This window comes from Candidatus Enterococcus testudinis (assembly GCF_002140915.1).
GTDB classification, from domain to species: Bacteria; Bacillota; Bacilli; order Lactobacillales; family Enterococcaceae; genus Enterococcus_D; species Enterococcus_D testudinis.
This window is the reverse complement of sequence record NZ_NGKU01000001.1, coordinates 1,560,949-1,572,460: the sequence shown is the minus strand read 5'-3', so window position 1 is coordinate 1,572,460 and position 11,512 is coordinate 1,560,949. Positions and strand designations below refer to the sequence as shown.

Sequence of the window (11,512 nt, the reverse complement as noted above, 5' to 3'; positions counted from 1 at the left end):
CTATAATAAGAATAAAGGAGGATTTTTATGTTAGGAATTGGATTATTTTTTGTTGGAATAACCTTAATAATCAATGGTTGGGGCAGTTTATTGTCTATTGATCATCGATCGTTATCATTGATTAATCTATTAACAGGTTCGTTATCATTCATTATCAATCTTCTCTACATGTTTCAAGGGGCATATTACGAAGCAGGGACTGGTTTTTTATTTTCTTTCACCTATCTGTTAGTCGGCATCTTATATGTTTTCCATCTAGATATGCGAATCTATGGAATCTATGCACTTTTTGTTGCTATCAATACGGTCCCTTTTGCTTGGATCAGTTGGCAGTGGGAAAACGATTGGGTGTTTGCCGTGATTTGGTTGATTTGGGGCGTCCTGTGGTTTTGCGGTTTCTTGGATACAGTGATGAAAGTCAATTTTGGCAAATCGATTCATTATTTCGCGATTGTCTGCGGCATCTTCACAACGTGGCTGCCTGGTATACTGATGCTGGCTGGTTTGTACACATAAAAAAAGAAGAAAGGATCGCTTACGATCCTTTCTTCTTTTCTAAACCCAGTGATTGGAGCATTTGTTCGGCTTCGATGAGAGACTGATCCAAAGCAGCAACGATTGCTGAGCCGACAACAACACCGCCACATATACGACTAAATCGTTTGACATCAGCAGCAGAGCGAATACCAAAGCCTGCCAATACTGGAATCGGACTGATCTGAGCAACGGCCTGTAAATGTGTATCCAAGCCTTCTGAAAAATCTGAACCCTTCCCAGTAACTCCATTTACTGTAACCGCGTATACAAACCCATCCGCCGCTTTTGTCAATGTGTTGATTCTGGATAACGGACTGGTAAGTGAAATGAGTGTAATGAGCGCGATATCCGCTGTAGTCAGCAAGGGTATAACTAAATCACGATGTTCAAAAGGCAAATCTGGTATAATCAACGCTTTGACATTGGTTTCTTTGAGAGCTTCAAGTAGTGCCTGAAAACCATAATGGAAAAATGAATTGGCGTAGCCCATGAGAATCAATGGGACTTCAGTGTTTAGCTGTTGTAGCTGCTGGATGATTGTTTTGAATGTCGTACCATGAGCACGGGCTTGGATGCCAGCCTGTTGGATGACTGGTCCATCGGCTACCGGGTCAGAAAATGGAATCCCGATTTCAATTGCTGTCGCTCCGTATTCGCTCAGCAAATCAATCTCAGCTTGCAACCGATCCAACCCATTGGCACCGGCCATAATGTAAGGTACAAAACATGACTTTTCTTTGGCTTGTTGCTGCATATACGTGGTAAATGATGATTGTGACATATTACGATCCCTGCCCTTCTCGTTCTTTGATTTGTTGGACATCTTTGTCGCCTCTGCCGGATAAACAAATGACCAACAATTGATCGTTTGTCATCGTAGGGGCTGTTTTTATGGCTTGTGCGATCGCGTGGGCGCTTTCTAATGCCGGAATGATCCCTTCGGCTCGTGATAAGCGATAAAAAGCCGCAACAGCCTCGTCATCTTCAATTGCCTGATATGTCGCTCTTTTTATTTCTCTCAGATAAGAATGCTCCGGACCGACGCCTGGATAATCTAAGCCTGCAGAAATCGAATACGGTTCGATCACTTGCCCGTCATCATCTTGCAACAAGTGCATGCGGGCCCCATGAAGAATACCAATACTGCCTTTGGTCAATGTCGCCGCGTGCGCCTCAGTCTGAACCCCTAATCCGGCGGCTTCAACACCGATTAATTGAACCTCGGTATCATCAACAAAAGGATAAAACATGCCCATCGCATTGCTGCCGCCTCCAACACACGCCATTACCATATCTGGTAATCGTCCCTCTTTGTCTAGGATCTGTTGTCGTGTCTCCTTGCCGATAACACTTTGGAAATCACGAACGATTTCTGGGAAAGGATGCGGTCCCAAAACAGAGCCCATGACATAGTGGGTATCTTCGACTGTAGCGACCCAATAGCGTAATGCTTCATTGACGGCATCTTTCAATGTATGATTCCCTGATGTCACGGAAATGACTTTGGCACCTAATAGTTCCATCCGAAAGACATTCAGCGCTTGCCTTTTGACATCGACAGCCCCCATGAAGATCGTACAATCCATGCCGAAAAGCGCGGCAGCTGTAGCAGTGGCGACACCATGTTGACCAGCCCCTGTTTCTGCCACTACTTTATTTTTGCCCATTCGCTTGGCCAATAAGACTTGACCTAGCGCATTGTTGATTTTGTGGGCGCCTGTATGATTCAAATCTTCTCTCTTAAGATAAATTTTCGCACCCCCTAACGCCTTCGTCAGATTTTCCGCAAAATACAACGGTGTTTCTCTGCCGACATATTCTTTCAAATACTCTGCTAGCGTAGCTTGAAATGCAGAGTCCTGTTGGGCCTCGCGATAGGTGATTTCTAGTTGCTGAACGGCGTACATCAATGTTTCTGGTACGAATTGGCCACCAAATGCACCAAAGAATCCTTTATTTGTTGGTTGTTTCATTGACTGACAGCTCCTTTACTTTCCTTATGAATGTGGTGATTTTTTTTGCATCCTTTTCCCCATTTGTTTCGACACCGCTTGAAACATCGACAGCAAAGGGGGAAAAATACTGGATTGCTTGCTGGACATTGCCTTGATGCAAACCGCCTGCGATGAATAATGGCTTGTCTATCTGTGCTTTTTTGGCGACGACCGACCAATTAAAGGCCCGACCATTACCTCCGGCATAGCCGGTCGTATCAGCAGGGGCATCCAATAAGACGAAATCAGCTTTTGACCCAGCAAGTTCTTTGTGCAAATCTGGCGACTCTCCATTGAAAGCATGGATGACTGAGAGCTGCAATTGCTGAAATGCACCTTCTGTCAAAGCCTGCTGCACAGAGTCTGTCAGTTGTCCATGCAGTTGCACGTGAGATATGCCGGCGCTGACATAAGCGGCTTTTATTTCAGCAAATGTTGGTTGGACAAAAACCCCTACTTTGTGGACCGTTTGTGGTACATGGTGTGTGATTTCCTTGACAGATGCTGGCGTGATCAAACGGCGGCTTTTGGCGAAAACAAAACCAAGATAGTCGGCACCTGCAGCCACGGCCGCTTCGACATGGCGTGCTTGTGTCAAACCGCAGATTTTTACTTTGGTCATCAGCGCGCCACCTGCAATTCTTTGACCGTCGCTGCAATAGCCCCGCTACGCATCAAGGTTTCTCCTACCAATATGCCGTGATAATCCCTTGTGACCCGTGCTACATCCGCTTTTGTTCGAAAGCCTGATTCACTAATAAAAATCGTTTCCGTCTGTTTCGGTGCCAAGTCGACACTGACATCGATTGACACTTGGAATGTCTTCAAATCTCGATTGTTGACACCAATGATTTTGGCACCTATAGCTTGGGCTCGTTGCAGTTCCTCAGCATTATGCACTTCTACAAGGACCTCTAAACCTAGTGCATTCGCATCTGCATATAACGCAGCCAACTGAAGATCTGAGAGTGCCGCAACAATCAATAGTACGATACTTGCCCCAGCATTTTTCGCCCGAACCAATTGTTTTTGACTGATAATAAAATCTTTACACAGTAACGGGATATCTACGACTTGACTCACCTTGCGTAAATCGTCGATTGCGCCATGAAAGTATTGTTCATCTGTCAGTACAGATATGGCACTGACGCCCGCGTCTTGGTATGCTATGGCTTGAGCAACACAATCAACTGCTTGATTGATCAAACCTTTAGACGGAGAAGCCCGCTTGACTTCACCAATGATGTGTATCCGGTCAGTGTCTTGTTGTACCTTATGAAAAAAGGAAGGTCGAGGTTTGCTATCTCGTATACGTTCCTCTGGCATATTGGCTACTTCTTCGGCTTTTGTTGCTAAAATTTGTGTCAAAAAATCCATAGTTGATCTCCTTAGGTTTATTTTATGAAGCAATATGTTGGTTTGATGCAGTGATCAATGCTTGCAATTTGTCAAAGGCAGCACCAGAGGCAATACATGCTCTAGCCAGCGCAAATCCTTCTGAGAATGTGTCCACTGATCCATGAGCACAAAATCCTAATCCCGCATTGAGTACGACTGTTTCTAAGTATAGAGAAGGTTTATTCTGTAAAACGTCTGTTAAAATCGTTGCATTGCGTGTTGCATCGCCGCCAATGATTGCTTGGATCGGTGCGGATGCAAATCCATATTCCTTCGGATCCAGGACGATATTTTCGACCTGTTGCCCTTGAAATCTGCTGATCTGTACGGGACCAGCTAAATTGGCTTCATCCATGCCCTGATATCCATGAATGACCATCCCACGCTTTCGCCCCAAAGCGCCTAAGCTATGGGCAGTATCTTCCAGGGTTTCGCCAGCGTAGGTGCCCATTAATTGGGTAGTTAACGGCACAGGATTGATCAATGGGCCTAGCAAATTGAAAATCGTCGGCGTGGCTAGCTCTTGTCTGACTTTCATCACAACCTTCATTCCTGGATGCAAGGACGGCGCAAATAAGAATGCAATCCCGATTGAAGACAACATATCTGCAATATGTGTCGGTGTGGACTGGATATTGATGCCCAAACTGGCTAAAACATCGGCACTGCCAGAACGGCTGGATACGCTGCGGTTACCATGCTTCGCCATGGTGATACCGCCGGCCGCCAAAACAAATGCGGTCGTTGTTGAGATATTGAAACTATTAGAATGATCACCGCCAGTCCCGCAATTGTCCATCGCATCTCCTTGATACGGAATGGCAATAGCCTGTTCTTGCATGATCTGAGCCAATGCAGTCAATTCTTCTGCTGTGATGCCTTTATGTTTTAGCGCCATCAATGCAGCGCCTAATTGGCTATCCGTGTATCCGCCAGTCAAGACTCCTTGGGCAAAGCAGCGCATTTGGTGATGCGTGAGATGATGCCCCATAAATAACTGTTCTTGGATTTCCTTAAGATAACTTGTTGTGTTCTCAACAATCGTGCTATTTGGCATGTCTTACCCCTCCAATACGTGACTGTGTTGTTTTTTTGGTTCGCTTGATAAACGCGTCGATAAAATAGGCACCTTTTGGCGTTCCTAATGATTCAGGATGAAACTGCAGTCCGATAATCGGTTTTTCCCGATGTTGGATTGCCATGATTGTCTCATCAACGGAGGCCAGTACCTCGAATTCAGGCGACAAAGTGGTCGGATCAATCACGAGGGAGTGATAACGCATCACTGTCATTTCTCCAGTGAAATCTTTCAGGATACCGGACTTTTGAACATGCAAAGTGGATTGCTTGCCGTGCATCACTTGTGGCGCGCCAACAATCGCTGCCCCATAGGCCAACCCAATCGCTTGGTGACCGAGACAAATACCTAGAATCGGTTTGCTTGATTGAAAAGCGGCGAGTATGTCCATCATCTGTCCAGCTTCTTCTGGTCGACCAGGTCCTGGTGAAAGGACGATACCTTCCGCTTGCTCGGCTGCTTCGAATAAGCCCGGATCATCATTGCGCATGACGTGGATCGATTGCTTTGGAAATAACTGAACCAAGTTATAGGTAAATGAATCATAATTATCAATCAAAAGAATCATTTTGCGGCCACCTCCAATAGTGCTTTTGCTTTATGCAATGTTTCTTGGTATTCCAACACCGGCTCTGAATCATAAACGACTCCAGCTCCAGCTTGTACATATCCATAGCCGTCTTTGACCACCATGGTTCGAATGCCAATCGCGAAATCAGCCTGATCGTTTCTTGAAAAGTACCCAACAGCTCCCGCATATACGCCTCTGCGGACTGATTCCCACTGATAAATGCGGGTCATCGCTCTGATTTTCGGTGCGCCGCTGACAGTACCAGCTGGCAGGGTTGCTCGTAAGGCATCCATTGCTGTGATCTGTTTGCGTCGTCTGGCAGTCACCACAGAAACGATGTGCATCACATAGCGGTATTTTTCAACGACCATACATAGTGGCACGGTGACGCTACCGATTTCCGCGATTTTTCCCAAATCATTTCTGCCTAAATCAATCAACATTAGATGTTCTGCACGTTCTTTCTCATCCGCCAATAGTTCTTCAGCTAACGCTTCATCTTCTTGTTTCGTTTGACCACGTTTTCGAGTGCCAGCAATCGGATTGGTAATGATGTTCTCGCCGTTGACGCGAATCAAGCTTTCTGGCGAACTGCCGATCACTTTGAAATCATCTGTCAAATCAAGGTAATATAAATAGGCTGAGGGATTGGTAACGCGCAATTTGCGGTAATAATCAAAGGGTGCTTGCGCAAAAGGTGCTTTTAGCCGTTGAGAAGGCACGACTTGGAACAAATCCCCTGCTTTGATCAATTCCTTCGCTTGTGCGACGACAGCTTCATATGTTTGCTGCGTCATATTACTCGTGAATGACAAGTGTTCATCAACTGGGGGGTAATTTTCTAATGGACTCAGAACTGTCAGTCGGGCCTTCGTCTTTTCAAATATTGCTGTCATCTCAGCCTCACTGCGCTGGCTGTAACAGTTTTCTACGATCAGCGACAATGTTTCTTGTTGATGATCAATAACAATGAAGGTTTCAAATAGCAAGAAAGCCAAGTCAGGAATCTGTAATTCATCATAAGGTATCTTGCCGATATCTTCATAGCAAGCAGCAATATCGTAGCCAGCATAGCCAATGGCTCCGCTTTGTAAAGGAAGGTTTGGAATGGAAGGTAATGCCCGTAAAACATGCTGTTCCATTTCTTTCAAAGGGTCTGTACAAGGCGTTTCCACGGTCTTTCCAGTCAAAAAATCAAATCTTGTAAAGATCCCCTCTTGGTATGTCAATTTAGCAACTGGGTCAAATGCGATGATCGAATACCTTCCCGTATCTTCCTCTCGCGGGATACTTTCTAATAAGCAAGTCGATCGTCCTTGGATCCGCAAGAACACGGATACCGGTGTCAAGCAGTCACTAGTAATCTTGGTTGTCATGTACATCTATACTCATCCTCTCTTTTCAGCTATAAAAAAAACCCTCAAGCAAGCCAAAATCAAGCTTGCTTGAGGGCGAGTCATCGCGGTACCACCTCAATTGGAAACGATCGCTAAAAAAATCAGTCTTCGTTTCATCTTTCTCAGTCGTCAAACAACGACCTTCTGCGTTAACGGGCATTCCCGCATGTCCCTACTTTCATTTCAAGACATGATCTGCTAAGGCCATTTCCCAATCTTCTTTGTGCCAGACTCTCATCAATACTGGCTTTCTGTAACAAAGAAATCAATCGGTACTTCTCTTAGTATGATAGTGATGCTATGCAATTGATCAACAACGAAAGGGTCTACCCTTCCGATGTTCGGCAAATGAGTGACAGCAAAAAAGCCCCCACGCAAACAAACTGTCTGCATGAGGGCGAATCTCTCACGGTGCCACCTCAAATTATACTCTTCATCGTCAAACAACGACTTTGCGCTATAACGGGCGCTGCCCGAAATGACCTACTTCTTTCAATCATTTGACACAAAAGTCCATTTCTGAAAGGTTGATTTACTGATTCCCACCACCATCAGCTCTCTGAAAAATCGCACTTGCATACTTCTCTTTTGACTTGTCTTGTTCTTATTGCTAGCAATGTTACGCGATTCTGAATAGTCTGTCAATAGAAAATAAATATTTTTTTTATTTGCTTTTTGTATTTGTGCATATTCGTTCACATATTGACTACGCTACTGCCAATAAATCAACGATGATTGCTGCAGCATGTGCGGCTCCTTCAACATGAAAATACTGCTTCAACAGTCGTGCCTTATTATAAACTGTTGGATCTAATGCTTGAAGTGCAGCAGCTATTTTCTTATGGGTCACAGGCTTTGTCAGCTCAACGGCATTGCCATACTCTACACAGGCCGCAATATGGCAATGCTGTTCGTATTGCATCCCAATAGCGATGAATGGTTTCCCAGAGGCGCAGGCTGTTTGAACAGTCCCCTCCCCGCCGTGTATGAAAGAAAAATCGATCCAGTCTTTTAAAGAACTTGTAGGCAAGTAGTCACATATCAACCATTGCGGATGTATTTCCGTATCCCTATCCAATAGTTTTTTAATCGGTGCAATCACCGCGATATCTGCTCTGCCAGATAAATAGTGCAAAATCTTCTGCAAGATTTTCGGATCGCCAGAACTACCCATAGCCAAATACATGATTTTCTTGCCTTGCTGTCTTTGCTGCTGGATGAATGTCAAGACTTCATCAGACAGCTTACTGTTTAAATTAGCAAAAATAGGTCCCACGATGCGATAATGCCCAGGCAAAGTTGCATCCGGCATAAATAGAGCCGGCGTGGTGATCAAGTTTAAGTCACCATCCATTAAAGCATGACTGCGATGCGGCAATTGAAGACCATATGCCGCGGCAGTCTTTTTAAAGGCGGTTGGTTTCCAGGTGATTTTGGCGAGTATTTGACGTATCAAAGACCACATCGGTTTTTTCAACGGACCCAACCGTTGAAGACTGATAGGAATTGGCGTGTTAGCATCTGCCAAAAACGGCCCACTTAACGCATAAGGTTTCACGTAAATCAGAGGAATATCTTTGATTCTGGCAGATAAGAAAATTGTGACGTTCGATCCCGTGACGATTGATTGCGGCTCATTGGTTGTTAGAAAGGCCAATTCGCTGGCGACTCTTTCTTTTACCATTTGTTTTGTAAAAGGATTTTTAAAAGACTTCCCTTGATCGAAGGCAATGATTTGCTTTTCTTGCTGAATCGTAAGTACTGGGGACAATAAATGGTACTCAAAACCAGCGGCTGTAATCAATGGTGCAAAAGTGCTAGAAAAACCAATAAAGTCACAATGATAGGTATCGGGTAATTGTTTCGCAATCTCAACCATTCTCGTTGTTTCGGCAAGATTGAAAACAGCTGGTGCAAAAACGATCGTCGGCATGATAGTCTCCTCCGGTTTTTACAGTCATTATAAAGTTTTTTTACCGATTAAGAAAATAGTCCTATTTTTCGGTCGCCATTTAGATTGAAAACGATAATTTTCCATTACTAAGGTAATATTTTTTGATATACTTAGGAAAATTAGGCTTGGAGATGACTTATGTTCAATAAATTTAAAAAACCTAAAACAAATATCGTTTCTCTCATGATTTACTTTTTCTTGCTATTTTATGTGGGTTCGGTGATCAAAAAATTAATTCAGGGAGAATTCGAAATCCTCGACGGTTGGCATTTGCTCAATCTTTTGCTCTTTCTTTGCATAACCTATTGGCTGCAGCAAGTACGATCTTCTGCTGTCTGTATTGGTATTTATAGTAGTTATATGTTTATCGTTGGTTGTCTATTTGCCTTTGTATTCGGTGATGTTCCCCTTGAATCACAGACAGTCGCTCTTTACCTCATTGGTGCTTTTTTTGGCGGTATTCTTTGGTATCTGATTGCAAAGAGTATGTTGGGAAGACAATGATCACTTTGAGCTGTTTTTCACTAGCTGCTTTCATAACAAATTAATCAGATTTTCTTTTTTTTCACCTGATGATTTTAAGAATGAAGCGTATGCTTGTTTTTATATTATTGGAGGTGTGAAAGATCGAACTTATTGGACATCTTGTTTTTTGGATACCAGCGCTTGTTTTTATTGTAGTCGGTTCTTTTTTTATCCAATGGCGCAAAAAAATCTTTCCAACATTTCTTTCAGCGGTACCTATGGCTTATTTTATGTTCAAAATTTTCACGTATCGGCATTATGAACCAAATCGCGTCTTGATTTTTTACTTGATTGGGTTATTTTTATCAGCCATTTTGCTGATTTTGGCTATTCGTTTTTTGATTAAAAAGCGCTGAGGGATTCAAACTTGTGTGTATCTGAACGAAAGAAAGGGAAAACTTCGACGGAAGTTTTCCCTTTTTTTTTATAAATACATACTTGCTCCCGGTCCTAATGGAATATTGAACAAGTAGAAAATCACGAATAAGACAATCCAGACAATCGTTAAAATGATCGTATGAGGCAACATCAGTGCGACGATTGTTCCGACACCTGTTTTCTTTTGGTACCTTGCTGCAAAAGTAACGATCAATGCGAAATATGGCATCAATGGCGTGATAATGTTGATTGGCGAATCACCGACACGATAAGCCGCCAGCACCGCTTCCGGAGAGACACCCAACTGATACAATAAAGGAATAAAAATTGGGGTCAAAATAGCAAACTTTGGAACAGCGCCGACCAGGATAAAATCAAACAACAAAATCAAGAAGATAAAACTCAAGAGCAATGGTAAACCGCCCAACTCCATGCTTTCGATCACTGACGCTGCATTGATGGCCAACACTGTACCCATGTTCGTAAAATTAAAATAAGCAATAAACTGTGCAATAATCAATAATAGGAAAATCATTCCGCTTAAATTACTGAACACTTTAATTATTGGATTGACTACATCCAGACTTGATTTGATTTTCCCTACACCAAGTCCATAACAAATCGATGGAATCAAAAAGAGTAACATGATCAGCGCAATCAAACTGTCCATGAATGGTGTGGAACCAATGATTTGATTGGTTTCCGCATGGCGTAATGGTGCGCCTGAAGGCAATGTGATCGCCATGATCATCACCACAACTGCAAGAAAACCAAACAAGGCATAACGCAAACCTTGGCTATCATCCATTTGTTCTTCCAAATTGCCGTCAAATTGATTTCTGTCATACACACCCAATCGCGGCTCAATCAGTTTTTCATTGATCAAGGTACAGACGATTACGACCAAAATAGTCGACGCAATTGAAAAATAAATATTGGCCATTAAATCGATGTTGTATGTCGGATCAACGATCTGTACAGCATCATTGGCAATTTCCGTCAACATGCCATCGATCGGTGTGATCAGAATATTGACACCAAAACCAGCAGAAACGCCAGCGAAAGCAGCGGCCAATCCAGCGATTGGATGTCGCCCAACTTTATAAAATACGGCAGCACCTAATGGAATCAAGACAAGATATCCTGCATCGGAAGCAATACTTGATAAAACACCTAGGAAAACCAAAATAGCCGTCAGCATGCGATTTGGCACGACGCGAACTAGTTTGTGGATCAATGAAGCAATCAATCCGACTTCTTCTGCAAATCCGACACCAATCATGGCAACCAACGTCACACCCAACGCTTGGAAGTTCATTAAATTCTGTACAACTGAAGTTAACATAAATCGGATACCGTTAACTCCTAAAAGACTTTCTACCTTGACAATTGATTCGGTGACTTCATGTGTATCTGGGTCGATCGTTTCCAGTAGTGCTGAAGCCCCGGTAAATTGAAAAATCGCAGACAATACGATGACACCCGCCATTAAAATAAGAAAAATAATTGCCGGATGAGGCACTTTATTTCCTAACCGTTCTATCGCATTTAGCATGCGATCCATCCTACTGACCTTCTGTGCTTCTTTCATCTTGTCACTTCCTTCTCTAAAAATTCATATTAAAAAACATATTATTTGAAATAATTATAACACATCGAATAGAATAAAACCTTTTAAAA

Annotated in this window: 11 protein-coding genes and 2 other annotated features; of the genes, 2 read left to right on the top strand and 9 right to left on the bottom strand. The window is 43.2% G+C overall.

Translation table 11 applies throughout. The annotated features are described in order from the left end of the window. Positions 1 to 27 precede the first annotated feature (27 nt). Positions 28 to 516, top strand: coding sequence for an AmiS/UreI family transporter (locus A5886_RS07490; RefSeq protein ID WP_086274378.1), 489 nt, complete (start codon positions 28 to 30; stop codon positions 514 to 516). 19 nt (positions 517 to 535) lie between these two features. On the opposite strand, the gene trpA is transcribed toward A5886_RS07490, so the two are convergent. The 8 genes from trpA to A5886_RS07450 all read right to left on the bottom strand — a co-directional run bounded on the left by trpA (position 536) and on the right by A5886_RS07450 (position 8,908). After that, positions 536 to 1,318, bottom strand: a complete 783-nt coding sequence (trpA, locus tag A5886_RS07485; protein WP_086274377.1) for a tryptophan synthase subunit alpha — start codon at positions 1,316 to 1,318, stop codon at positions 536 to 538. Between the two features lies 1 nt (position 1,319). Next, complete coding sequence (gene trpB, locus A5886_RS07480) at positions 1,320 to 2,510, bottom strand: tryptophan synthase subunit beta (protein WP_086274376.1); 1,191 nt, start codon at positions 2,508 to 2,510, stop codon at positions 1,320 to 1,322. Further along, a complete protein-coding gene (locus A5886_RS07475; protein WP_086274375.1) occupies positions 2,491 to 3,153 on the bottom strand; it encodes a phosphoribosylanthranilate isomerase in 663 nt (220 codons plus the stop codon). The genes trpB and A5886_RS07475 overlap by 20 nt, the downstream gene beginning before the upstream one ends. Further along, positions 3,153 to 3,908 carry an indole-3-glycerol phosphate synthase TrpC gene (trpC, locus tag A5886_RS07470; RefSeq protein ID WP_086274374.1) on the bottom strand — a complete coding sequence of 252 codons (756 nt, stop codon included), beginning with the start codon at positions 3,906 to 3,908 and terminating at the stop codon, positions 3,153 to 3,155. The genes A5886_RS07475 and trpC overlap by 1 nt, the downstream gene beginning before the upstream one ends. A gap of 22 nt (positions 3,909 to 3,930) precedes the next feature. Then, the gene (gene trpD / locus A5886_RS07465) at positions 3,931 to 4,986 is read right to left on the bottom strand and encodes an anthranilate phosphoribosyltransferase (RefSeq protein ID WP_086274373.1); all 1,056 of its coding nucleotides are present in this window, start codon (positions 4,984 to 4,986) and stop codon (positions 3,931 to 3,933) included. Continuing rightward, positions 4,976 to 5,575, bottom strand: a complete 600-nt coding sequence (locus A5886_RS07460) for an anthranilate synthase component II (protein WP_086274372.1) — start codon at positions 5,573 to 5,575, stop codon at positions 4,976 to 4,978. Before A5886_RS07460 ends, trpD begins: the two co-directional genes overlap by 11 nt. Then, positions 5,572 to 6,960, bottom strand: a complete 1,389-nt coding sequence (gene trpE, locus A5886_RS07455) for an anthranilate synthase component I (protein ID WP_086274371.1) — start codon at positions 6,958 to 6,960, stop codon at positions 5,572 to 5,574. The genes A5886_RS07460 and trpE overlap by 4 nt, the downstream gene beginning before the upstream one ends. Before the next feature lie 62 nt (positions 6,961 to 7,022). Continuing rightward, positions 7,023 to 7,271: a binding site (T-box leader), on the bottom strand. A 94-nt stretch (positions 7,272 to 7,365) separates the two neighbouring features. Next, positions 7,366 to 7,578, bottom strand: a binding site (T-box leader). A gap of 103 nt (positions 7,579 to 7,681) precedes the next feature. Next, positions 7,682 to 8,908: a glycosyltransferase gene (locus A5886_RS07450; RefSeq protein ID WP_086274370.1), complete on the bottom strand. Its 1,227-nt coding sequence runs from the start codon at positions 8,906 to 8,908 to the stop codon at positions 7,682 to 7,684. Between the two features lie 159 nt (positions 8,909 to 9,067). Here A5886_RS07450 and A5886_RS07445 point away from each other — a divergent pair, with 159 nt between their 5' ends. After that, positions 9,068 to 9,433 (top strand): hypothetical protein, encoded by a 366-nt coding sequence (locus A5886_RS07445; protein ID WP_086274369.1) that lies wholly within the window; start codon positions 9,068 to 9,070, stop codon positions 9,431 to 9,433. A gap of 445 nt (positions 9,434 to 9,878) precedes the next feature. On the opposite strand, the gene A5886_RS07435 is transcribed toward A5886_RS07445, so the two are convergent. Beyond that, positions 9,879 to 11,423 carry an AbgT family transporter gene (locus A5886_RS07435; RefSeq protein WP_086274367.1) on the bottom strand — a complete coding sequence of 515 codons (1,545 nt, stop codon included), beginning with the start codon at positions 11,421 to 11,423 and terminating at the stop codon, positions 9,879 to 9,881. Positions 11,424 to 11,512 lie beyond the last annotated feature (89 nt).

Excerpts from the sequence above, each read along its gene's own strand:
- A5886_RS07490 (WP_086274378.1), top strand. The coding sequence starts at position 28 with ATGTTAGGAATTGGATTATTTTTTGTTGGAATAACCTTAATAATCAAT.
- trpA (WP_086274377.1), bottom strand. The coding sequence starts at position 1,318 with ATGTCACAATCATCATTTACCACGTATATGCAGCAACAAGCCAAAGAA.
- trpB (WP_086274376.1), bottom strand. The coding sequence starts at position 2,510 with ATGAAACAACCAACAAATAAAGGATTCTTTGGTGCATTTGGTGGCCAA.
- A5886_RS07475 (WP_086274375.1), bottom strand. The coding sequence starts at position 3,153 with ATGACCAAAGTAAAAATCTGCGGTTTGACACAAGCACGCCATGTCGAA.
- trpC (WP_086274374.1), bottom strand. The coding sequence starts at position 3,908 with ATGGATTTTTTGACACAAATTTTAGCAACAAAAGCCGAAGAAGTAGCC.
- trpD (WP_086274373.1), bottom strand. The coding sequence starts at position 4,986 with ATGCCAAATAGCACGATTGTTGAGAACACAACAAGTTATCTTAAGGAA.
- A5886_RS07460 (WP_086274372.1), bottom strand. The coding sequence starts at position 5,575 with ATGATTCTTTTGATTGATAATTATGATTCATTTACCTATAACTTGGTT.
- trpE (WP_086274371.1), bottom strand. The coding sequence starts at position 6,960 with ATGTACATGACAACCAAGATTACTAGTGACTGCTTGACACCGGTATCC.
- A5886_RS07450 (WP_086274370.1), bottom strand. The coding sequence starts at position 8,908 with ATGCCGACGATCGTTTTTGCACCAGCTGTTTTCAATCTTGCCGAAACA.
- A5886_RS07445 (WP_086274369.1), top strand. The coding sequence starts at position 9,068 with ATGTTCAATAAATTTAAAAAACCTAAAACAAATATCGTTTCTCTCATG.
- A5886_RS07435 (WP_086274367.1), bottom strand. The coding sequence starts at position 11,423 with ATGAAAGAAGCACAGAAGGTCAGTAGGATGGATCGCATGCTAAATGCG.